Below are 24,727 nucleotides of genomic sequence, written 5' to 3'. Positions count from 1 at the left end.
TAATAGCCTGTATATCACTATTTTATGGCTCTTTGTTGTTACTCACGTAAATAAAATTATAACATTTAAAATTAATTTTTAAAAGAACATTTTTTATATCATAATATGACAAAATATCTCATTATATCAGCAAATTACTAATCTTTTTTACAAAAATATAAGACAGAACTGTTTATGTTCTGTCTTATACTGACCAATAACCGAGATAAAACACGTTTTTCCCGATATATGTACTAATCAAATTTTAATAAATTGTTCAACGTCTAATACAAAAATTGTTGCTCCACCAACATCAACAGAAACCGGCTGAGGTGTAAAGTCCGAATAATTAGATGTCATTACAGGATTTGCTACAATATGCTTTCTCTCACCACATTCAGCTGTTATTATTCCAATAACTTTATCTACCTGTTCTTCTTCTGTACCAATTATTAATGTTGTATTACCTGAACGGAGAAATCCACCTGTTGTTGCTAATTTGGTAACTGAAAAATTATTCTTATTAAGCTGCGCCATTACTCTGTTATCATCATCACTGCTTACAATTGCATATACTAATTTCATATTAACGCCTCACTTTCCGTTATATAACTGCAATAATATTATCATATTATTCACAGTAAACTGTCTGATTATATGTCATGCATATTAACTTCTGTTACACTTCTTATAATACCACTCTTATTCATTTTCTTCTAGTACTTTATCAAAAATATGTGTATAATCAAACGTCTGGAAATAATCTCTAGGTGTCTCAGCTCTTCTTATCATCTGAACACTTCCATCCTCTTTTAGAAGAAGTTCTGCTGATTTTAACTTACCATTATAATTATATCCCATTGAGAAACCATGTGCACCAGTATCATGTATTACTAAAAAGTCTCCCATATCAATCTTAGGAAGCATTCTGTCTATAGCGAATTTATCATTATTCTCACATAATGATCCTGTAATATCATATTTGTGATCGCAAGGTTCATTTTCTTTTCCCATTACTGTTATATGATGATATGCACCATACATTGCCGGTCTCATAAGATTAACTGCACATGCATCAACACCAATATATTCTTTATATGTATGTTTTTCATGAATAGCTTTAGTTACAAGGCATCCATAAGGTGCAAGCATATATCTTCCAAGCTCTGTATATATCGCAACATCACCCATTCCATTAGGTACAAGAATGTCTTCAAATGCTTTTCTTACGCCCTCACCGATAACAAATATATCATTCTTCTCCTGATCTGGTCTGTAAGGAATACCTATTCCACCTGACAAGTTGATAAATTTGATTGATACGCCTGTAAGTTCTTTTAGTTCAACTGCAAGTTCGAATAATATTCTCGCAAGTTCCGGATAGTATTCATTGCTTACTGTATTGCTTGCAAGGAATGCATGAATACCAAAATTCTTAGCTCCTTTTGCTTTTAAAATCTTAAAGCCTTCGATTAACTGTTCTTTTGTAAAACCATATTTGGCATCGCCCGGATTGTCCATAATAGAATTAGCAATCTTAAAATATCCACCCGGATTAAATCTACAGCTTATTGTCTCAGGAATTCCACATATCTTGTCAAGGAATTCTATATGTGTAAAATCATCAAGATTAATTGTTGCTCCAATCTTATGTGCATATTCGAACTCTTCTGCCGGTGTATCATTAGATGAGAACATAATCTCTTCACCTTTTACATCAAGTGCTTTTGCAAACATAAGCTCTGTAAGTGATGAACAATCAAGACCACATCCATATTCTCTTAATATATTAACAAGATATGGATTAGGTGTTGCTTTTACTGCAAAATATTCTCTGTAACCTTTGTTCCAGGAAAATGCTTTTTTTAGATCCTCTGCATTCTTTCTGATACCCGCTTCATCATATAGATGATATGGTGTCTTATAAGTTTTTTCAATCTCTTTTAGCTGTTCAAGTGTTACAAATGGTTTCTTTTCCATTATAATTCTCCCTTCGTTAATTCAATAAGTTTTATTTCATTACTAAGTGCTTCCTTAAATATATCAACCAGATTCTTCTTGTCTGAATATAGACATGTTGAATATTCATCAACTATATCACCTGTTAAGACATTCTGCGAATCAGTTATAAGTCTTATCTGTCCATTATGACTATTATCTGTAATATATTCTATCGTTCCTTCAAGTTCTATGCTTCTATTAGTGATAATCACTACTTTTCTGGATGTTCTTACCAATTCTAAAAGCTGTTCTTTGTAATTCTTAAGGAACTCATAATCAAGACTTATATATACTCTTTTTTCTGTATCTTTAAGCAGATTACGAATCTTATCTTCTATATGTCTTCTTCCTTCAATAGTTATATATCCTTCTGACTTATACTGTTTAAGCGGCATAGATATCATAACTTCTGTACTTAATCTCTTAAGATGTTCTATCTTGTTATTACAGAATTCCAGGGTATCGACCGCTACATATCTCGTTGCTGTACTCTCGGTTATATATGCAGCTCCTTTATCAACAAGTCCCGCAAGTGCCATATATGTATTAGATCTTGATATACCGGTATTCTTTGATACTTCATATCCTGTCAGGCTTCCATTCTTAACTAACTCAATATATATACAAGCTTCCTGTCTTGTAAGCCCGAATTCCATCAAGCCGTCAACTAATTCCAATAATACCACCTCTCATCATATATGCATATATATGTATACATAAAATTGTCAATATACATACATATAATAATTCATATATATTATTTCATACATACTACATCTAAGTTAGTTGTAACAAATAGTAGTTCTGTTTAGGAACACTATATCTTATGTATCATATTTTGTCAATACATACAATTGAAAAAATATATCAAAACGGCTCTTACATCTTAGTAGAACAGCTCTATTAATTAACTTTATAATTTTTTAAATAATTTGCTTGCATTATTTTACTTTTTCTGTTAGAATATTTTATGTTGTGAGTTAAAAACGACTTAATTTATTTAAGGAGGTGCTATTATGGCTAAATGCGCTATTTGTGAAAAAGGTGCTCACTTTGGTAACGCTGTGAGTCATTCTCATAGAAGATCAAACAAAATGTGGAAATCAAACGTAAAATCAGTTAAGGTTAAAGTTAACGGAAATGCACAGAAAATGTATGTATGTACTTCTTGCTTAAAATCAGGCAAAGTTGAACGTGCGTAATCTAAAATTTTAATAAGGCAGTTACAAAAGGAATCGATACTTTTGTAACTGCCTTGTTTTTTTGACTCTTTGTTATTATTCAAATAACACATTAATAGCTAACATATTAACAACTAACATATTAACAGCTAACGTATTAGCAACTAACATATTAACAGCCAACACATTAGCAACAAAAAAGATTGTATCCTAGCAAAATACAAAATATTATTACAACCCATAACCAGAAATATGTTGTAATGAAAATGCTTATTATCATTCCAATTGCTATCCAAAACAAAATAAATCCTAATAATCTTCTCATATTTTACCAAAATACAATCTTTTTATAATACTATGCTTTTTAATTGCAATATATAACTTAGCTTTCGTACATTAATATCAATCTACTACTAATGCTTACTACCAGTTTCAAAGATATTAATAGCATCTCCTGCCTGTTACTTATCCTGCTTATCTTCTGACATTGTATTTACAATATCATCTACAGCTTTATCAACGCTTTCATCTTCCGATGTTCCTTTTGAAGTAAACTTATCAATAACATCAGGAACAAGATCTATTATCTTAGTAACTGCATCCTGATTTTTAATATTAACAAGTTTAGTATGACCATTCTGTATAACCAAAACTGCACTTGGTGACATCTTACCTCCAAGACCACCGGCTGACTTATTCTTATTTCCATCTAAAAAAGCTCCTGCTCCAACACCAAATGAAACATCTACCAAAGGTAATATGATTGTATCATTAACTGTTACAGCATCACCTACAACTGTCTTTGATGATATAAAATTATTCATTCCTTTAAATAAAGAATCTACTGTTGAACCAAATTTGTTTTCTTCTGCCATAATTAAAACCTCCTGTTTATAAGTTTGTCTGCTACTCTCCTTAACTCCTTGTTAAAGTATACTTTTAAAGCAATTATCAATATATTAAAAAGGCGGATTCTGCCTTTCATATATATCTCTCCTCTAAATATTGCATTATCAAAATCAGGCATAACTTGTATATTCATTCCTGTAAGTGCCATAACAACAGCCAAAGCTCCAAGAATCTCTCCGGTAGTATCCGGGCTTCCTGTACCAAATTCAAGTTTTATCCTATGTTTTAATGGCATAATATGCTTAAAAAGCCTGCCTAGCTGCACTTTCGCAAATGCGAAATTATCCTTGAATTCTCTACTGTCTATAAACTCTGCTAATGCTAATAATTTAGTCTTAATGTCATCTGCTTTCTTTAACATATTCATAAGCTTTTTGCACCATGTTTTAAACTTATGATATATCTTTTTAGCTTTAAATACAAGCCTGCTAAATATATTCTTTGGCTTTCTGGTATTCTTTTTCTTTTGCTCTTTTGATGAACTGATATCGCTCTGATTAATACTATCTTCTGTATCGATACCATTATCTGTATTAGTGCTATCTTCTGTATCGATATCATTATCTTTATTAGTACCATCTTCTGTATCGATATCATTATCTTTATTAGTGCTATCTTTTGTATCAATACCATTATCTGTATTAGTGCCATCTTTTGTATCGATACCATTATCTGTATTAGTATCATCAGATTTATCAATACCATTAGTATTATTACTGACATTATCAGATTTATTCTCATCTAATGCATCAGTATCACAAGCCTTAGGCTCCATCTTAGGCCCTGTCTTTTCCTCTTCATTGGTATAATCAATAATATCTTCCTGTTTCTGTTTCGTGTCACCATTTATGAACTTTGAACCGTCAAAGCCTAGTATTCTTATCTTAGTATCTACTTCAGCTCCATCATATTTTAATGTAAAGCGAATAGCCGACAAAAGCCACGAGACATTGACTTTTGCCATTGTATCATCATATCTGTGTGCCTGTATTCTGTATCTTATTGGCACGAATAATATGAGTATGACAATAAGAAGTGCTATTCCTATTATCGCCAGAAGAATTATTCCTATTATTTTTAAAATCATTAATAAAATATGTAGCATATACACATCTCCGTTTACATTATTTCAGATATTCTCTCGTGTCAAATCCGCCTGTATTCTCATATATTTCATTAATTATCTGGCCTGCAAGCACAACTGCTTCCATATAACTGCCTGCTATTCCTACAACTTTCAGGCTGATTCTGTGATAAAACTTCTGTGTAAGCTCTGCCGCTGAATATATCTCAAGCAAATCATTATCTCCTATTGGAAGTGTAATAACATATACTCCAATCTGCATCTTTCTTCTTTTTAACTTGCTAATTATCTTCTTTTCTTTGGGTTTTGCTTCTTCACTTATATATAGTCTGCTATATATCTCCATTGTCGCACCCCCAATCTGTATTATTCAAATATAATATTTTTAATAATCTCTTCAACAGCTCTCTTTTCAGCTTCATCACTACATCCAAACAATGAATTCTCTACATATTCTGTAACTTCATTAAGAGAATTGAAAAATACTGGAAGCGAGCTTAACACTACTGACATAACAGCTCTGTTAAACTGCTTAGTCTTACCTGTAAGAAATGCTGCAAATTCGTCTATAAGTTCATCTCTCTTATTCATAAGAACATTCTCATCTATAATATCTTCTGCTCCATTGTCTGCATCAAGTTCAATAAAGATACTTGTAGACTGTAACTGTGAGATAACTTTAAGTGTTGCATATATCTTATCAAGCATAAGACTTCTGCACATATCCATAGAATCATTAATAACATCATCAAGTACATATTCTGATGACATAATAATCTCTGATATTCTCTCCTGTTCACCTTCTAGCTTATCGAATGCTATATCAATATCATTTTCTGTTAATTCTGATTCAATCTTATTATATCCATTATATGCATATTTTAAAATAGTCTTTGCTGCATCAATTTTCTCAACTTCATTAATTGCATAAGCATTAGAAAGTATAATTGCATATACATCATTAACTACTTCCTCAAATATCATATATAGATCTGAAAGTGCATATACTTTTTCGGCTGCAATAGTAAGAAGATCTCTATTCTTTGTATACATCTGTTCATCATCTTTTGCAAAATCTTCACTCTCAAACTGATTTAGGATATCATATAGTTCTGGAAGTTCATTTTCAAAGCCTTCCGGTCTTAGTATTGTTGCTGATGTTCTTATCATATAGATAAAATCATCAACAGTTTTAACAGTTGCACCTTTATAAAGTGTAAATGTATCAGAAAGATGCTCTAAGAATTTTGACTTTGTCATTCTAACAGGCAACTGACCTATCATCTCACTTATCTTAAGATTAATTGTATTATTCTCTCGCTCACTGACAATATAATTCATTATATCTTTACCAAGTTCATTCTTATAATAAGTATCATCATATTCTTCATCAGAGAATTTGTACTCAATTCTGTTAAGAATATATTCATAGATATTAAAATGATCTGCATAAGAAGTAAGTACACTCATTGTCTCCATTACTTTTCTTCTTATAGAATCAATCTCTTTAACTCCTGACTCAATATCTTCTACTGACTGATTGATAACATATTTATCAACAAGAACATTAAGTCTTGACATAAGCTCTACTATCTTATCTTCTTTTGATGTTCTCTCCTGTATCAGATCACAGAGTGTATAGTAGTTAAGAGCAACTTTTGTATATGAGAAGCCATTATACATACTCATCATATAGTTACTATATTTTGAAAGATTTGTTTCAAGATTAACTTTTTTTGTTATCTGCTTTAACACTGAATTTATTTCTGACATTTATATTACCTCGTTTACTATTTTTCTTAAAATCGACTTTATTATTATATCAGTTATAGATGCAATTCACAAGAGTTTTATAATGTCAAAAAACCACATTCCACAATATGAAACTGTATCATTGTAAAAAACATATATCAATATATCATTTTAGAAAATACAATTTCTTATTATGTAAATGTGGTTTTTATAATTTAATCTTTGTTATCTTAGGCTTTTGCAGATTAAACTTTATCATTTTAAGCCAATATTTATGAATTAGTTTTCATAAACTATTTTTTGATATCTTAATCTTTATTGCCCAGTTTTTTATTTTTTCTTTGATATCTCAACTGCTCTTAATAATGCATCATCAATATTCTTGCAGAAATTCTCTTCACCTATCTCTTCTACAAAGCATGCCTTTTTCATCATCTTATATGGCTGTTCATTAACATGTGAGAATATCAATTTGACATCTGCTCTCTTACACTGTTCATTCAATTTACGAAGTGTATTAAGTGCTGATATATCCATTGCTGGAACACTTCTCATTCTGAGGATAACAACTTTTTTACTATTATCAAAAGCAACTTTCATAAACTGATCTGCTGCTCCAAAGAACATTGGTCCGCTAATCTCATATACAAGTGTATCTTTAGGAACTGCTTTTAAACCTATTCTGTCAACATCTTCATTCTCATCTATATATGTCCATCCGGATACTTCTGTTACATCTGCCATTCTCTTAACAAAAAGTATAACTGCAAGTAATAGTCCTGCTGCTATTGCAATTACAAGATCGAATACAACTGTAAGCACAAATGTAACTGCAAATACGAGAATATCACTCTTAGGTGATAACTTTACAAGGCTTACACATGATCTCCATGAACTCATATTATAAGCTACTATAAACAGAATTGCTGCTATACATGGCATCGGAATAAGTGCCGCATAAGGCATAAGAAGTACAAGTATGAGAAGAAGACATATTGCATGTATCATTCCGGCAATTGGTGTACGTCCGCCATTTTTAATATTGGCTGCAGTTCTTGCAATCGCTCCTGTTGCAGGAATTCCTCCAAAAATGGCTGAACCAATATTACCAACGCCCTGTGCTATAAGTTCCATATTAGAATTATGTCTGTCACCAACCATACCATCAGCAACTACACATGATAATAGAGATTCAATAGCTGCAAGTATTGCTATTGTAAAAGCATCTGGAACGACATCTCTAAATATCTTAAGTGACATCTTAGGTAATGCCGGTGTTGGTATCTTAGATGATATATCATATAGATCGCCTATTGTATTAACGTTCAAGTCAAGACACTTAACAAGTGCCGCAGTAACAACTACAGCGATTAGTGAACCCGGAATCTTGTTAAGTCCCTTGATTTTAGGCCATACAATCTGAATTACAAGTGCTAAAAGTCCTATTACAAGTGCCATAAAATTAATTGTTGTTATACTCATTCCAATTGCTTTTACTTTATCCATTGTCTCAATTGGTGATGTTGTAAATGTAAGTCCAAGAAAATCTTTTACCTGTCCAATAATAATTGTAACAGCTATACCTGCTGTAAATCCTGTTGTAATTGTATATGGAATAAATCTTATAAGGCTTCCAAGTCTTAATATTCCCATAAGTATTAAGAATATACCTGCAACTATTGTTGCTGCAATAAGTCCTTCCATTCCATTTTTTGCTACTATACCTGCAACTATTGTTGCAAATGCTGCTGTAGGTCCTGCTATCTGAACCCTGCTTCCTCCAAGAAAAGATATAAGAAATCCAGCAACAATAGCTGTATATATACCTTGTTCAGGATTAACACCTGAAGCTAATGCTAAAGCTATTGACAATGGTAATGCTATAATCGCAACAATAATACCAGAGATCAAATCTTTAATAAATTGTTCTTTTGTGTATGTTTTCATTGTAGAAAACAACTTTGGCTTTAAAGTTTCCATTTTATCCTCCATTTTATACATATCTGCTTTTTTGTCGAAAAAAGTGACAATTAATCATAAATCTATACTGTCCAATTTTCAAGTGATAAATAACAATTAGCGTTTTTTTATAAGATATTTATAAATTTTTTGTTAACTATTCCGTCTTTTTGTATATTTTTATATTGGATATTCGATATAAAACATATATATTGCGAAGGAGGTCACTTTGTATGAAATGCCAAAGAACAGCACTTGTAGTAGAAGCAGTACCCTATGAACCAGGCAAAGGATATGAAGATGGTTTTGAGCCATATGTTGAAGTCATAACTAACGGTTGGATTAACTGCGATAATCTCATCAAGTTCGAAAAAGATAAAACTATCGTATGTCCATATATATCCAACAGACGAGGACGTTCATTTATCAAAGAAGGAGATTATATTATAATAGAATCTGATGGTAATAAGCATGTATGCAGTAAGCAATTGTTCCCGAAGAGATTTGAAGTTCTTGATTAGCGATTCTTAAATCGCAATAATTAAGACTTTCTACAATTCTTAGACAAAATGATAAGATGCATAATACAGATATGCAATTAAAAAATATCAAACGTGCAATAGCCTGATCTTGAACATATTCTAAAAGTCGGAGTAAAATCAGACATTAGATTCTTGTTCAAAATCAGGCTATTTATTTTTATGATATATTATATGCTTGTATCTTATATACTTATATTTGGTATTTTGTATATTATATGCTTATATATCATATACTTATATTTGTTATTTTTGTATTTTATATGCTTATATATCATATACTTATACTTGTTATTTTTGTACTTTATATTCCTATATTTTTTACATTAATACTACTCTGCAATCTCACCTATGTAATAGAATCCTTTTGATTCATTAAGTTTGACATTAACAATCTTACCAATAAGGCTTCTGTCACCCTTAAAGTGAACAAGAATATTATTACTTAATCGTCCTGTAAGCATTGTATCGTCCTGTTCATTGACATCTTCGCACAATACTTCCATCACTCTTCCTTCATGACGTTTGCAATATTTTTCTGAGCCTTCCTGTACTACTTTTAGAAGTCTGTTAAATCTTTCTTTTACAACGTCTTCCGGAACCTGCCCATCCATAGTAGCTGCAGGTGTACCCGTTCTCTTTGAGTATATAAAAGTATATGCACTGTCAAATCCGGCTTTTCTTACAACATCAAGTGTATCTTCAAAATCCTCTTCTGTCTCTCCTGGAAAACCAACGATAATATCTGTTGTAAGAGATACATCAGGAATCTCTCTCTTAATCTTCTCAGCAAGTTCAAGATAACGTTCCTTAGTATAGTGACGATTCATGATCTTAAGAAGTCTTGAACTTCCTGACTGTAATGGAAGATGTACATGTGCACATATCTTCTTTGAATGTTTCATAACTTCAATAACATCATCTGACAGATCCTTAGGATGTGGTGTCATAAATCTTATTCTCTTAAGTCCTTCTATCTTCTCTACTTCCTTAAGAAGTTCTGCAAAAGATATTGGATTCTCAAGATTCTTACCATAAGAATTAACATTCTGTCCAAGAAGCATAACTTCAACAACACCATCAGCTACTAACTTCTCTATCTCTCTTATTATATCTTTTGGTTCTCTGCTTCTCTCACGTCCTCGTACATAAGGAACTATACAATAACTACAGAAATTATTACATCCAAACATTATATTAACACCTGATTTAAAAGGATATTTTCTAATACTTGGAAGGTCTTCAACTACAAGTTCTGTATCTTTAAGTACATTAACAATCATACTTTCTGAATTATATCTTGCAAATATAAGTTCTGCTAATTTGTAGATATTATGTGTTCCAAATATAATATCTACAAATCTATATGATGATTTGATCTTATCAACGACTTCTTTTTCCTGCATCATGCATCCACATAATGCAATCTTCATTGATGGATTTTTCTTCTTAAGACTATTAAGATGTCCAAGTCTGCCATATACTCTTGTATTCGCATTCTCTCTTACTGTACATGTGTTATATATTACAAAGTCTGCACTCTCATCTTTGCCTTCAACATAACCAATCTCTTCAAGAATACCCTGGAGTTTTTCAGAATCTCTTGCATTCATCTGGCAGCCAAAAGTGGCAATAAAGAAAGTAAGGGGCCTTTTAAGCCTCTCACTTTCATCTTTTACCATCTTACGACATAATGCCATATAATAATATTGTCTTTCAGGTTCTGTCTCCGGGATAATTCCACTTGTAATATCAATATTGTCAAAATTTATCTCGTTAATCATCTAAAATACCTCTAATTTAAGAAATCTATTAATTTTTTACTTCTTGAAGGATGTCTTAGCTTTCTTAATGCTTTAGCTTCAATCTGTCTTATTCTCTCTCTTGTTACATTAAAATGCTGTCCTACTTCTTCAAGTGTTCTTGCACGTCCATCATCAAGTCCAAAACGTAATCTTATAATCTCTTGTTCTCTCTCTGTAAGAGCTGACATTGCTGCATTAATCTCTTCACGAAGGATAGTAATTGTTGCCGCATCATCTGTTGTTCCGATTGTCTCATCAGCAACGAAATCTCCAATATGGCTGTCTTCTTCATCACCAACAGGAGTATCAAGTGATACTGGTTCTCTTGATATCTTTAATATCTCTTCTACTTTTTCTACAGAAACTCCCATCTCTTTAGCTATCTCATCTGCTGATGGCTCACGTCCAAGATCAAGTATTAACTGTCTCTGAACACGAATTGTTCTATTAATTGTCTCTACCATATGCACCGGAATTCGGATTGTTCTTGACTGATCAGCAAGTGCTCTTGTTATAGCCTGTCTAATCCACCACGTAGCATATGTACTGAATTTGTACCCTTTTGTATAATCAAATTTATCAACAGCTTTAATAAGTCCAAGATTGCCTTCCTGAATCAGATCAAGAAGCTGCATACCTCTTCCGACATATCTCTTTGCTATACTTACAACAAGTCTTAAGTTGGCTTCTGTCAACTGCTTCTTCGCCATCTCATCTCCGGCTTCCATCTTCTTCGCAACTTCAATCTCTTCTTCAATTGTTAAAAGTGGGAAGTTACCAATCTCTTTTAAATACATACGCACAGGATCTTCTGTGTTAATTCCATCTGGAACTGACAAATCATCTACTATTATATCCTCGTCTGCATTTAATAATAAATCATCATCTGGTTCTTCCTCTTCCATGCGAAGAACATCAACACCATTCTTCTCTAAATATGAAACTACCTTGTCAATCTGACTTTTGTCAAAATTAAGCTCCTTAAAGAAAGCTGCCACTTCTGGATATTCAAGTGTATTTTTCTTCTTTTTTGCAATCTCAAGTAATTCACTTAATTTGTCTTTAAACAATGTTTTTGATTCGTTCATGTATACCTCATCCTTATAACTAAGAAGCTGATACTTCTACCTTATTTTTGTGTTAAACAGACCATTTTTTTACAGTCTGCACCCGTTATATCTTAACACACGCAACATACATCATATATAATTATTAGAATTTTTTCAACTACTTATTCCAATTTTTTTTAAAAACTTTTTATGTGTTCGGTGCTATGATATCATTATTATCGATATCCGTCTTATTTTAAATGAGAAATTAGTACTAAAAAAGTCCAATTTAATGAAGAATTGGACTTTTTTTAGCATTATTTTAATCTTTCGTTTAGTTTTTCAATGTTAATTTTAATAATTTGCGCTGACTTTTCAAATCTTGACAGTTCATCTTCTGACATATGTATCTCGACAACTTCCTTAACTCCTGTTCTGTTGAGAATCGCAGGTACACCACAGAATACATCATGCTGTCCAAACTCACCTTCAAGAAGTGTTGATACAGGAATTATTCTATTTTCATCATACATAATCGCTTTTATTATACCAACACATGCACACGCAATACCATAATACGTTGTTCCTTTACGATTAAATACTTCCCAGCCTGCCTGCGTTGTCTCTTTGACAAGTGCATCAAAATCGACATTGCCAAGTCGTTCCTTATTATCTCTTACAACATCATAAAAAGACTTACCTCCGACTGTTACAACAGACCATGGTACCATCTGTGAATCACCATGTTCACCCATTGAATATGCCTGAACACTTCTTGGATCTACTTTACATATCTCGCCGATAAAATTCTTAAGTCTTGCTGAATCAAGTGATGTACCTGTACCAATTACATGTGATTTTGGAAGTCCTGACAACTTGTATACATAATGTGCTATTATATCTACAGGATTAGATATCACTATAAAGTGTCCATTAAATCCGCTCTTCATAATAGGATTAACTATTGATTCCATAATCTTTGCTGACATCTCAAGTGTATCAAGTCTTGACTGACCTGGCTTTGGTGGAGCTCCCGCTGTAATTACAATAATATTGGCATCTCCACAATCTTCATAAGTTCCGGTTTCTATTTTAATATTTCTATTAAGATATTCTATACCATGTTTAAGATCAAGTGCCTCCCCGTATGCTCTTTCTTTGTTAATGTCAATCATTAATATCTCATCACATACTCCTTGTGTTACAAGACTGAATGCTACTGATGAGCCTACAAATCCACAACCTACAACTGCTATTTTTGTCTTCTGAATTGCCATAATATTCCTCCATTATCTTTGTATGACAAAAAGGATAGCTTAGGATTATAATCTAAGTTACCCCTTCGTACACATTATCTGTATATTATTATAGCCATTCTTTCTCATCTGTCAAACACGGTAATTAAAGCATTATCAATGTGTTTATTTATCCCGTTAAAGTGGCATTTATTATCTGTATAGTCAATACAATACCCCTATTATGGCACAAATATTACTATTGTAATCATTCAATATTCTCACAATATATTTATCTGCTATCTGTCTGATTATCTATGACTACTTAACTATTTATTCACTTACATGCCTAATTATTCTCTTATCTGTCCATCTCCATATATTATATACTTGTATGATGTGAGTGCTTCTAATCCCATAGGACCTCTTGCATGAAGTTTTTGTGTGCTTATTCCAATCTCTGCTCCAAAGCCAAATTCAAAACCATCTGTAAATCTTGTTGATGCATTAACATAGACACATGCTGCATCAACCTCATCTAAGAATCTCTGAGAATTAGCATAGTCTTTTGTTATTATAGACTCTGAATGTCCACTGTTATATCTATTGATATGTTCTATTGCTTCTTCTATAGTTGCAACTGTCTTTAATGAGATCTTATAATCAAGATATTCTGTTGCATAATCTTCTATAGTTGCCGGTTCTATATATGAACTTATTGCACATGATATATCATCACCTTTTATCACAACATCTTTCTTCTTAAGACGTTCAACAAGCAGTGGTATGAACTGATTCGCAATATCTCTATGTATAACAAGTGATTCGCAGGCATTACATACACCAATTCTCTGAGTCTTTGCATTATATATTATGTCAAGTGCCATATCAAAATCAGCACTACTGTCAACATATATATGACAATTACCTGTTCCAGTCTCTATTACAGGTACTGTACTATTATTAACAACATAATTGATAAGTCCTCTGCTTCCTCTTGGAATAATGACATCAACATATTCATTAAGACGCATAAGTTCTTTTACACAATCTCTGTTAGTATCCTCAATAAGTATAAGTGCATCTTCATTAACACCATTTTCTTTAAGTGTTTTTCTAATTACAGATGCTATTGCAATATTTGAATTAATTGCATCACTTCCACCTTTTAATATTACAGCATTGCCTGTCTTTAATGTAAGTGCAAATACGTCAAGTGTAACATTAGGTCTTGATTCATATATAACTGCGACAACACCAAGAGGTACTATTTTTTTACCTATCATAAGTCCATTAGGTCTTTTTTTCATATTAGTTACTTCACCGATTATATCATCAAGTGCTGCAACTTTAATAACACCATCTGCCATACTCTGTATACGTTCTTTGGTAAGTCTTAATCTATCGACAAGCCCTGCCTGCATATTGTTCTCTATAGCATTCTTGATATCCACTTCATTAGCTTTTATAATGTCATCTGCTGCCGCAACAATATTAGCTGCTGTATCTTTAAGAATCTTATTCTTAAGATCAGTTGTAAATAATTGTGTCTCTTTTGATGCTTTCTTTGCTCTCTCTCCGATTGTATGCATATCTGTCATTACTTTGTGCCTCCATATATGTTATTCTCTGTATATATATAATCCATTGGTATATCGAATATATCTTCTTCGAATTCTTCATCTGTAATCTGTAATTCGTATGCAGCTGCTATCTTTATCAAGTTCGTCCTGTTTGCAAAATATCTGTCATAATAGCCTGCACCATAACCTATTCTCTGAAGTTTTTTATTAAAGCCAACTCCCGGAACTACAACAACTCCGCTTTCATCTGTGAATGGATTCACAGGACGTGGTTCTAATATATTATATGCTCCTATCATGCAATCACTAAGACTGTGTATCTCATAAAAAGTCATATCTTTTCCTGATACTTTTGGAAGATATACTTTTTTACCGTCAAAAAGTGCTTTTTCTATAACTTCATTAACAATAACTTCATTCTTGATTGCCATATAACATAATATATTCGTAGCCTCTGCATATTCCTGTGAATTGATTATATTATTACATATTATATGTGAAAGTTCATTAACTTCTGCCAAATCCATACTACTGCGCTTTGATTTTAACTGTTTTCTAATTGTATTCTTCTTTTCCTTTATTTCCATATTTTTCTCCTAGATTAACAATTGTACCATCAGGATTTTTTATTGAAATTGTATTAAGTGTTCCTCTAAGATTATCTCTAAATGCCTTTACATATGCCTTTCTAAGTCTGTCCTGTTCTTCTTTTTCCGCATCATTAAGTCCTTCACTTTTTGACTTTCTGTAGAGTTCATTAATTCTTTCAATATCTTTTAAATCCATTATTCTTTCCTCCATATTACTTTTATGTACTCTCGGAATCTTCTAAATGAAGAATTCTGAGATAAATTTTTGATATGCAATAACATTTTTGCAGTGCGTACACGGTGTGTACGACGAGAAAATGGAAGCAGCATATCGGAAATATAGCCAGAATTATTTGTTTAAAGAAGATTCCGAGAGTACATTTTTATTAAGAACTGTATTATTCACTTCTAAAATCATCTTTCGACTTTACAATTATATCAGTACTCAATTCTCTAAGATACCATAAAATATGCAGGAAATCCATATATATTCTATGATATCATGTCTATAAGATTAAATTTTTCATTTTTATGAGCGATAAACAATGTTCCTACGTCTTTGCCTTCAACTATATCATTGATTATACTTACATCTGCTCCATTGGCTATAACCATATCTGCACCTGCATCTGTAGCTATTCCGGCTGCTGCAATCTTAGAAGACATACCACCGGTTCCAACACTGCTTTTTGAACTTGATTTGCCCATTGAGAGTAACTCATCTGTAATCTTTGGTACAAATTCTATAAACTTGGCATCTTTGTTATTATTAGGATCATCTGTATACAGACCATCTATATCTGATAATAATATCAAAAGATCTGCTTTTATAACCGCAGCGACAATAGCAGAAAGTCTGTCATTATCACCAAATTCAATCTCGTATGTTGATACTGTATCATTCTCATTAACAACCGGTATAGCACCATAAGTAAATAATTCTGTAAAAGTATTATATGCGTTGGTTCTGCTAAGATCGTTAAGTATTGTCATCTTAGTAATAAGTACCTGTGAAGTTATCTGATTATATTCAGAAAATAATTTCTGATATGTCATCATAAGTTTTGCCTGGCCAATAGATGCACAAGCCTGCTTTTTTGGAATACTCTCCGGTTTACCATGTATTCCAAGTGAATTAGCACCAACTGCTATTGCACCGGATGATACAAGTACAACATCTTTTCCCGAATTATGAAGATCACTAAGCACTCTTACTAATTTTTCAACTTTTGTCAGATTAAGTTTCCCTGTTTCTTCATGTACAAGTGATGATGATCCTATTTTTACTACAATTCTTTTCTTATCTCTTAGATTCTTCCTATATTCTTCCATTTTTCAATCCCTTCCATTTAATGCTTTTGTCTAAGACTTTATTTGTAAAAGTCTTTCCTTTAATGTTTTAGTACTATGATACACTAAATAAAAGAAACCGTCAATTTATGAATGAAATTTTTTTGCTATCATCTCTGCTACTTTTATTCCATCCATAGCAGCTGATGTTATTCCACCTGCATAACCGGCACCTTCTCCACATGGATATACGCCCTTTATATTAGCTTCAAAATTCTCATCTCTGACAATTCTAAGTGGCGAGGATGTTCTACTCTCAACACCTGATAATATCGCATCTGCCATATTAAAATTCTTAATATTTCTGTCAAATGCGTCTATACCTTCTATCATGGTTCTGTTTATATATTCAGGCAGTATATCTCTTAGATTAGCAAAAGCATTTGCACCTTTTGTAAGAGGTTTTACACTTCCATAAGATGTGCTTTTTCTATTCTCTTTATAATCGCCAAAAAGCTGTACCGGAACTTTACCTCCGCCTGCATTATAAGCATTCTCTTCTAACTGTCTTTGGAATTCAACGCCTCCTAATGGACCTTGAATCTTAAAATCATCAGGTGTCACTGTTACTATCATGGCACTGTTTGCATTATCGCTATCACGCTTATTATAACTCATACCATTAACAGCAAGACGTCCTTTTTCTGATGATGCATTAACGACATATCCACCCGGACACATACAGAATGAATATATGCCTCTTTTTTCTTTTTCTGACTGATATGTAAGTTTATATGATGCCGGAGGCAGACTTTTATAATGCTCATGATATTGTGACTGACTTATCATCTCCTGTGGATGCTCAATTCTAAGTCCAACTGCGAATGCCTTTGGAATCATCTCAAAATCTCTATCATTAATCATATAAAAAGTATCTCTTGCACTATGCCCAAGTGCAAGTACAACTACATCTGTTTCTATTGTCTCATTGTCATTTACTTCTATTGCACATACTTTTCCATTTTTTGTGAATATATCTGTAAGTTTGGTATTAAAACGCACTTCACCACCATATTTTATTATATCATTACGCATATTGCGAACAACTTCATGCAATACATCTGTTCCAATATGTGGCTTATTGACGTACATAATCTCCTTATCTGCACCTGCATTTACAAATATCTCAAGTACCTTCTTGTTACGTCCTGAAGAATCCTTTACAAGTGTATTAAGTTTACCATCTGAGAATGTTCCGGCTCCACCTTCACCAAACTGTACATTAGACTCAGTGTTAAGCTCGCCACCATTCCAAAAAGCATCAACAGTCTTTTTTCTGTCATCAACTGCTTCGCCTCTCTCTATTATAAGTGGCTTATATCCTTCTTTTGCTAACATATATCCACAAAAAAGTCCTGCAGGACCACATCCTACAATTACTATTCTTCCTTTTACTTCTTCATTCCCATGTTCCGGGAAGCTGTAACTGACTGTCTGTGACACTGTTGCATTCTTAGATCTTTTTATATATTTTGCTTCATTTAAAATCTCTACATCTATTGCATAAGTATAACTTAATTCTCGGCCTTTTCTTGCATCTAATGACTGTTTTACTATATTATACCTGCCTTTTATATCTCCTTTATATCCAAGTTCTTTTTTTATCGCTTCTTCTAATTGAAGTGTTGTATGCCCTATCGGAACTCTTATCTGTGTAACTCTTATCATATCCAAACTCCTTTTTTGTATATTACATCTATCATATATCAAGTCTATAATTATCGCAGACAATTTTGTTACTAACAATTAATTCCACTAACGTAACCTGATGACCATGCCCATTGAAGATTATATCCACCACATATTCCATCTACATCTAGTATCTCTCCTGCGAAAAAAAGTCCTTTATGCAATTTTGACTCTAATGTATTCTTAGTAAGTTCATCAAGAGAAACACCTCCACAACATACCTGTGCATTATCAAATGAATTAGTCCCTGTTATGTTAATACTAAAATTCTTAAAGCCATTAGCTATGTCTATAATCTGTTTTTCACTAAGATTACCTGTACTCATATTAATATCTATCTTTAGTTCTTTTAAAAGAGCATTTAAAAGTTTACTATTTAAGATTCCTGTAAAATTATCTTTTATACTCTTATCAGGATATGAATATATTCTATCTCTTATATATTCTTTACATTCTGTAAAATCCATCTCAGGAAGAAAATCAAGTCTGGCTATTACTTTTTCATTCTTGTTAAGAAGTACTGATGCAAAACGGCTTACCTGAAATACTGGTATTCCTGATATTCCATAATCAGTCAGCATAAGTTCACCACTGTCTTTTGCAACACATTCTCTCCCACTCATTATTCTTACACTTCCATCAGTTCTCACTCCTGCAACTTCTTTAAAAAATGGTGATGATGATCTTAACTGTACAAGTGCCGGCAATACAGGAACTATCGTATGTCCAAGCTTCTTGGCTAATCTATATCCACTTCCATCAGAACCAGACTTTGGTGATGCATTAGAACCTGCTGCAATAATCACAGAGTCGGTTTTATATTCTCCTTTATCTGTAATTATAAGATATCCATCTTTATTATCATATATTTTTCTTATATTAGTATTAGTAATAATATCTACATTAAGATATCTAAGTTCATTTTGCAATGCTTCGCTGATAGATATAGCCTGTCCGGAATTAGGATATACATATCCGTTCTTTATCTTAGGATATATCCCAAGATGCTTAAAAAAATCTATTACAGCATTATTATCAAACTGATTATATATATCCATAATATAATCATTATTACTTCCTCTAAAACATTCTTTATCCATATACATATTGGTAAAATTGCATTTTCCATTACCTGTTGCAAGGATCTTTTTACCAGCTTTATCTCTATGTTCAATTATTGTCACTTTTTTTCCCTGTCTTGCTGCTGTGATTGCCGCCATCATCCCGGCTGCACCTGCACCAACAACATATACGCTATGACTCATATTATTATATTCTCCTCTTTTATATCTGTATTTTACCTTAACTTTATATAAGTTGTTGATAAACTCATATTCATGTGCTATATAGATGCATTCACATCCTGTATCTTTATCGTACTTATCAGTCTTAACACGCTTCAAAAAGTTTAACTAGAATAGGATTCAAGAAAATCATACAGATCAACTATCGTCTCTATATACTTTCCTTTTGTAACTTCCATTTTGACGGCTTTTGGCAGACTGTCAACACATATACTAGTATAATCGTAAACAGTCTTCTTATCAATATAATATATTGTTATATAATCATTCTCTGCCTTAAGATAGTACTCATATACTGTCTCAGGTTTCTTATAGGTCTTTCTAAGTATCATCTTTTCATTGGTAAATGCAATTAATTCATAGGATATTATTCCTTCTTTTATATCATCTATTGATGGAGATTCGCTATATTCTTTTAGATACTTTATAACCTGTTCCCTCGAATTGCCTATAAGTTCTGTCGGGATTTTTCGTTTTTCTTCTACAAGCGAATAGTCATCAAGATAATATTTTTCAAGAACATATTCCATATTCTTCTTCACTGTTATATCAATTCCTGTATCAGTTTTAACATTTGCCTGTGAATCACTATTTTGTGTCTGACTGTCATTATTACTTATACTATCTTTAGAAGAGTCTTCACTTTGCTTTTTACTCTCCGGTATATAATTAATTCTGTAAGACACATTATATGCTATTATGTATCCAGTTAACATAATAGCACACAACAATATAAGGCAGATAATATATTTAGGTTTCATGTCAACACCCCTTTTTACATATATTATCTGCCATTTTATTTTTTTTATTCAAATATAATTATCTTATATAGTGGAATGATAATCCCATGCTATCCAAATAAGATTCAAAGACTATTCAATATATCAAAATTGCTTATCAATAAGAGATTTCATCATTACAATCATTACATAAGATGCAATTTCTTAAATATTCCAAGGAGTTTTTTACCCATTGGCATACTAATAATATCATCCTGACTTAATCCTTTTAACTTGATAATTGATATTCCATATACTATTACTGCAACAATAATTGATACTGGCATTGCAAAAATATTACGTTGTGTAACTTTGTATATAGCCAAATATATACCATACGCAGCTGCTCCCATTATAATAGAACAGATAAATGGTATGACAAATGTACGTCGGATTTCCTGTCTGTACCTTGTAATCTTTCTTATCTTCTTCATATTAAGGTAACATATTACTCCTGCAAGCACAATATCACCAATAACAATTGCATATCCGCCAAGTCTGAACAATGCAAGAAGTAGATATACTACAATGACATGTGATATAAGCCCTATAAGACCATGTTTTACCGGTGCTTTTAATCTTCCAAGTCCCTGAAGCATTGCATTAGTTACTGTTGATATTGAGAATAACACAACTGTGATTGCACCAATCTGTGTATATATTGTCGCTGTCGTATTATCCTGGCTGCTATATATCGTATCATATATCGGACCTGCAAGTACTGCAAGACCAACCATACTTGGAATAGCTATAAGCATTGTAAATCGCATTGACATCTGTATTTTTCTTACTGCATCGCCTTTATCACCTGTCTTGGCAGCTTTTGTAAGACTTGGAAGTATTGATACTGCAAGTGCTGAAGCTATTGATACAGGCAGATTAGTAAATAGTCTGTACTTACTTGTGATAGATCCCCATAATGCTGCTCTTGTCTTATTATCTATTCCTTGTCTCTTAAGGACATGACCGAATATACTTGCATCAAGAATCTCACTTATATTATATATTGTCGTGCTTAAGATAATAGGTATTATTGTAGCTATTAGTATAGGATATATTGAACTGTATGACTCTCTTTCTCTTGTTATATCTCTTTTTACCTGACTTTCAAAAGAACGTCTGTACATAAGAAATACTATTGCAAGAAATACAAGTCCTGTAAATGCACCAACAGCAGTTCCAAGAATTGCACCTGATGCACCTTTTCCAAGAGCATAAGTATTAGTCTCTCCATTAAAAAGAACTAAGTCTGCAACACGTCCGGCTTTCATAAGCTGTGTACATCCTACAATACTTACTATCGCATTAAATATCTGATCTATAAGCTGTGATATTGCTGTCGGAACATTAGTTCCAATCCCTTGAAAATATCCTTTTATTACACCGGTTACAGCTACAACTAATATTGTTGGTGCTATCATTCTTATTGCAAATACACATCCCGGTGTATTAAGCACCTGATTAGCAAAAAACGATGCTCCAAAATATGTTATAAGAGTTGCAGTCGAACCTACTATTATTGCAAATAACATAGATGCTTTAAAAACAGTAAAAGCATTTCTCTTCTGACCTGTTGTATATCTCTCCGCAACAAGTTTTGAAACTGCTGAAGGAAGACTTAGACATGAGAGCATAAGCAAAATACTATATATACTGTATGCCTGGGAATAGTATCCCATTCCTTCTTCACCAAGTGCATTCGTTATTGGAATTCTATATACGAATCCAATAATTCTTGAAATAATTGATGAAACAGCAAGTATACTGCCCTGTATTAAAAAATTTGACTTTCTTTTTTTTCTCGTATTCATAATTTCCGCCCAACTATTCTATTTCTGTGTTTTTAAATCATCATTCGTAAATCCACCTGGAAGAAGTTCTTCGAGTGTAAATTCTCTTATTCCTTCATCCTTATCTTCAAGAACGACAACTCCATCTTTCATAAATTCAACCATAAACTGTCTGCATATTCCACATGGATATGTGAAAAAATTGCCACTTGATACTATTGCAACTTTTTGAAAATGTCTATGGCCTTCAGATACAGCTTTAACCATAGCTGTCCTCTCTGCACATATTGTTGCACCAAGCGATGCATTCTCAATATTGCATCCTGTATATACAGTTCCATCATCAACCAAAACTGCTGCTCCTACTTTAAAATCAGAGTATGGTGAATATGAATTCTCCATTCCTCTTCTTGCAGCATCTAATAATTCTCTGTTTGTCATATATAACTCCTATCTATATCAGTTCTCTGACAATATCTCTATTCTGTCAGTCTGATCCTTTTGTATAATACATACCCAGGTCTTTCCCTGATTTAAAACTATCTCATTACCAGCTTCGTCATAATATCTTGTTTTACCATATTGGCTGTCTTTTTGCCATGTAATATCAATGGCTTTACCATTAGTTATATATTTGCCTGCTCCACCTGATGATACATTAATATTAAGATATTGTGTACCATAATAAGATTCCCATCCACAGTATTGCATTATAATATTACGATATGCAAGCTGTTCTCCATTCATATCATCTATATGTTTAGCACCATATTGAAATCTGTAATATAGGTTATCGCTCTCATTATATTCAAACCATGGCTTATTATTAGGGTAGCCGACAACAACTTTTTTTGCATCTTCACCTGCATCAAGAGTAACTACTTCGTTCCCTTGTGCAAATGTATAATGACCGTCATATCCTTCAGGATAAGCTGTATTATATCCAAGATAATCTATACCATCCTGTATACATTCTGCACTTGTATATGCATTATGTGGTGCTTTTCGATCGCTCGTTCTATAATATGCTACATTACCGACTGATTCAAGTCCACTTATATTATCAATCTCAGAACTATTAAGCAATGGAAGTGCATATTCACATTGTCCATAATGAGCATATATTGCATCAAACTCTCTTGCAAAATATACATAATATGTTCTTGCACTTCTTACTGATCCTATCTTATCAAGATCATCATAATTCTCAAAGATTCCCATAAGTCTTGTAAGTCCACCTTCAACAGGTGCTTCATATACAACACCGGCACGACTTATACCTGTCTGTGGAATTGCATCAATTATATTATTAAGCATAATTGCAACCGGTCTTCTGTTTCCCTGACCTTCGTTTATAAGCTCTCCGGTAAGATAACTTCTCATCATGCCTTCCGGTATATAATATGGATCAACTGTCTCAGGTTCTGTTACTGCTTCTGTCTGTGTAACAGGTTCTGTCAACGGTTCAAGTGATACAGCTTCGACAACTGAAGTCACCTCAGGTGTCTCTGTTTTGTTACCACAGCCTGATAATGCTAAGGCTGAACTTAATGTTATTATAGATAATAATACCTTTTTTCTCATTACTCAGTCCTTCTTTCTGCGTTTTTTAATTGTTGTGCTAACTACTCTATTTTCATATATTAATCTCTTGTAATTCCAAGTTTATCAAGTATCTCTCTTTGTTTTTCTTCCATTATTCTCATCTCGTCTTCTTCCATATGGTCATAGCCAAACAGATGAAGCATACTATGTGCAACTAAAAAAGCCAACTCTCTTTTAGTTGAATGTCCATAACTCTCGGCCTGTTCATATATCTTGTCTACTGATAATACAATATCACCAAGAATAAGTTCTCCTGTATCCGGATCAAAACAGTCATCTGTTATGTTGTCATCATCAAATATACCAGGGCTCTTATACCAAAGCATAGGAAATGACAGCACATCTGTAGGTCTGTCTACATCTCTATGCTCTTTATTAATAGCATGAATCTCCTCATTATCTGTTATCAGAACATTAACACATACTTCATATGGACATCCAACATAATCACAGGCTTCTTCAATAACACTATTAATTATATCTTCATATGGTATGTCAAGTTGTCTTTTTGCTTCATATTCGATATTATATGTCACAATATCAC

At 32.6% G+C, this 24,727-nt stretch carries 24 protein-coding genes; 2 read left to right on the top strand and 22 right to left on the bottom strand.

Annotated features, from left to right (window positions below; genetic code table 11):
* Positions 1 to 237: 237 nt before the first annotated feature.
* The 3 genes from KQI85_RS10635 to KQI85_RS10625 form a co-directional block, all read right to left on the bottom strand.
* Positions 238 to 564, bottom strand: coding sequence for a cyclic-di-AMP receptor (locus tag KQI85_RS10635; protein ID WP_216576065.1), 327 nt, complete (start codon positions 562 to 564; stop codon positions 238 to 240).
* Between the two features lie 117 nt (positions 565 to 681).
* Complete coding sequence (locus KQI85_RS10630) at positions 682 to 1,959, bottom strand: diaminopimelate decarboxylase (protein ID WP_216576064.1); 1,278 nt, start codon at positions 1,957 to 1,959, stop codon at positions 682 to 684.
* Positions 1,959 to 2,657, bottom strand: coding sequence for a TrmB family transcriptional regulator (locus tag KQI85_RS10625; protein WP_216576063.1), 699 nt, complete (start codon positions 2,655 to 2,657; stop codon positions 1,959 to 1,961). The genes KQI85_RS10630 and KQI85_RS10625 overlap by 1 nt, the downstream gene beginning before the upstream one ends.
* 339 nt (positions 2,658 to 2,996) lie before the next feature.
* Between KQI85_RS10625 and rpmB the strand changes: the two genes are divergently transcribed.
* Positions 2,997 to 3,182 carry a 50S ribosomal protein L28 gene (gene rpmB, locus KQI85_RS10620; protein WP_216576062.1) on the top strand — a complete coding sequence of 62 codons (186 nt, stop codon included), beginning with the start codon at positions 2,997 to 2,999 and terminating at the stop codon, positions 3,180 to 3,182.
* A gap of 440 nt (positions 3,183 to 3,622) precedes the next feature.
* On the opposite strand, the gene KQI85_RS10615 is transcribed toward rpmB, so the two are convergent.
* The 5 genes from KQI85_RS10615 to KQI85_RS10595 all read right to left on the bottom strand — a co-directional run bounded on the left by KQI85_RS10615 (position 3,623) and on the right by KQI85_RS10595 (position 8,886).
* Positions 3,623 to 4,036, bottom strand: coding sequence for a GerW family sporulation protein (locus KQI85_RS10615; RefSeq protein WP_216576061.1), 414 nt, complete (start codon positions 4,034 to 4,036; stop codon positions 3,623 to 3,625).
* A gap of 2 nt (positions 4,037 to 4,038) precedes the next feature.
* Entirely contained in the window at positions 4,039 to 5,175 is a 1,137-nt protein-coding gene (locus KQI85_RS10610) for an MSCRAMM family adhesin SdrC (RefSeq protein ID WP_216576060.1), read from the bottom strand.
* A gap of 19 nt (positions 5,176 to 5,194) precedes the next feature.
* Positions 5,195 to 5,500, bottom strand: a complete 306-nt coding sequence (locus KQI85_RS10605; protein WP_253293837.1) for a hypothetical protein — start codon at positions 5,498 to 5,500, stop codon at positions 5,195 to 5,197.
* Between the two features lie 20 nt (positions 5,501 to 5,520).
* Complete coding sequence (locus KQI85_RS10600) at positions 5,521 to 6,927, bottom strand: hypothetical protein (RefSeq protein ID WP_216576059.1); 1,407 nt, start codon at positions 6,925 to 6,927, stop codon at positions 5,521 to 5,523.
* A gap of 309 nt (positions 6,928 to 7,236) precedes the next feature.
* The gene (locus tag KQI85_RS10595) at positions 7,237 to 8,886 is read right to left on the bottom strand and encodes a SulP family inorganic anion transporter (protein ID WP_216576058.1); all 1,650 of its coding nucleotides are present in this window, start codon (positions 8,884 to 8,886) and stop codon (positions 7,237 to 7,239) included.
* Positions 8,887 to 9,098: 212 nt separating this feature from the next.
* Between KQI85_RS10595 and KQI85_RS10590 the strand changes: the two genes are divergently transcribed.
* Positions 9,099 to 9,386: a hypothetical protein gene (locus tag KQI85_RS10590; RefSeq protein ID WP_216576057.1), complete on the top strand. Its 288-nt coding sequence runs from the start codon at positions 9,099 to 9,101 to the stop codon at positions 9,384 to 9,386.
* 350 nt (positions 9,387 to 9,736) lie between these two features.
* On the opposite strand, the gene miaB is transcribed toward KQI85_RS10590, so the two are convergent.
* The 14 genes from miaB to ybeY form a co-directional block, all read right to left on the bottom strand.
* A complete protein-coding gene (gene miaB, locus KQI85_RS10585; RefSeq protein WP_216576056.1) occupies positions 9,737 to 11,188 on the bottom strand; it encodes a tRNA (N6-isopentenyl adenosine(37)-C2)-methylthiotransferase MiaB in 1,452 nt (483 codons plus the stop codon).
* Between the two features lie 11 nt (positions 11,189 to 11,199).
* Positions 11,200 to 12,297, bottom strand: a complete 1,098-nt coding sequence (gene rpoD, locus KQI85_RS10580) for an RNA polymerase sigma factor RpoD (RefSeq protein WP_216576055.1) — start codon at positions 12,295 to 12,297, stop codon at positions 11,200 to 11,202.
* A gap of 278 nt (positions 12,298 to 12,575) precedes the next feature.
* Entirely contained in the window at positions 12,576 to 13,535 is a 960-nt protein-coding gene (locus tag KQI85_RS10575; protein ID WP_216576054.1) for an L-lactate dehydrogenase, read from the bottom strand.
* A gap of 311 nt (positions 13,536 to 13,846) precedes the next feature.
* Positions 13,847 to 15,094, bottom strand: a complete 1,248-nt coding sequence (locus tag KQI85_RS10570; RefSeq protein WP_216576053.1) for a glutamate-5-semialdehyde dehydrogenase — start codon at positions 15,092 to 15,094, stop codon at positions 13,847 to 13,849.
* Positions 15,094 to 15,663 carry a 5-formyltetrahydrofolate cyclo-ligase gene (locus KQI85_RS10565; protein ID WP_216576052.1) on the bottom strand — a complete coding sequence of 190 codons (570 nt, stop codon included), beginning with the start codon at positions 15,661 to 15,663 and terminating at the stop codon, positions 15,094 to 15,096. Before KQI85_RS10565 ends, KQI85_RS10570 begins: the two co-directional genes overlap by 1 nt.
* Complete coding sequence (locus tag KQI85_RS10560; protein ID WP_216576051.1) at positions 15,632 to 15,862, bottom strand: DUF896 domain-containing protein; 231 nt, start codon at positions 15,860 to 15,862, stop codon at positions 15,632 to 15,634. The genes KQI85_RS10565 and KQI85_RS10560 overlap by 32 nt, the downstream gene beginning before the upstream one ends.
* 296 nt (positions 15,863 to 16,158) lie before the next feature.
* Positions 16,159 to 16,998: a glutamate 5-kinase gene (gene proB, locus KQI85_RS10555; protein ID WP_216576050.1), complete on the bottom strand. Its 840-nt coding sequence runs from the start codon at positions 16,996 to 16,998 to the stop codon at positions 16,159 to 16,161.
* Positions 16,999 to 17,103: 105 nt separating this feature from the next.
* Complete coding sequence (locus KQI85_RS10550; RefSeq protein WP_216576049.1) at positions 17,104 to 18,684, bottom strand: NAD(P)/FAD-dependent oxidoreductase; 1,581 nt, start codon at positions 18,682 to 18,684, stop codon at positions 17,104 to 17,106.
* A gap of 71 nt (positions 18,685 to 18,755) precedes the next feature.
* Entirely contained in the window at positions 18,756 to 19,970 is a 1,215-nt protein-coding gene (locus KQI85_RS10545) for an NAD(P)/FAD-dependent oxidoreductase (protein ID WP_216576048.1), read from the bottom strand.
* A gap of 143 nt (positions 19,971 to 20,113) precedes the next feature.
* On the bottom strand, positions 20,114 to 20,770 hold the full coding sequence (locus tag KQI85_RS10540; RefSeq protein WP_216576047.1) for a hypothetical protein: 657 nt from the start codon (positions 20,768 to 20,770) through the stop codon (positions 20,114 to 20,116).
* 164 nt (positions 20,771 to 20,934) lie between these two features.
* Positions 20,935 to 22,599 (bottom strand): polysaccharide biosynthesis protein, encoded by a 1,665-nt coding sequence (locus KQI85_RS10535; RefSeq protein WP_216576046.1) that lies wholly within the window; start codon positions 22,597 to 22,599, stop codon positions 20,935 to 20,937.
* Between the two features lie 18 nt (positions 22,600 to 22,617).
* Entirely contained in the window at positions 22,618 to 23,019 is a 402-nt protein-coding gene (locus KQI85_RS10530; RefSeq protein ID WP_216576045.1) for a cytidine deaminase, read from the bottom strand.
* An 18-nt stretch (positions 23,020 to 23,037) separates the two neighbouring features.
* Positions 23,038 to 24,162 carry a DUF3048 domain-containing protein gene (locus KQI85_RS10525; protein ID WP_216576044.1) on the bottom strand — a complete coding sequence of 375 codons (1,125 nt, stop codon included), beginning with the start codon at positions 24,160 to 24,162 and terminating at the stop codon, positions 23,038 to 23,040.
* Positions 24,163 to 24,221: 59 nt separating this feature from the next.
* Positions 24,222 to 24,719: an rRNA maturation RNase YbeY gene (gene ybeY / locus KQI85_RS10520; protein ID WP_216576043.1), complete on the bottom strand. Its 498-nt coding sequence runs from the start codon at positions 24,717 to 24,719 to the stop codon at positions 24,222 to 24,224.
* Positions 24,720 to 24,727 lie beyond the last annotated feature (8 nt).

Origin of the sequence: Falcatimonas sp. MSJ-15, from assembly GCF_018918265.1 — a bacterium.
In the GTDB taxonomy this organism is placed as follows: domain Bacteria; phylum Bacillota; class Clostridia; order Lachnospirales; family Lachnospiraceae; genus Falcatimonas.
The sequence above is the reverse complement of the archived record's forward strand: the minus strand, read 5'-3'. Positions and strand labels throughout refer to the sequence as shown.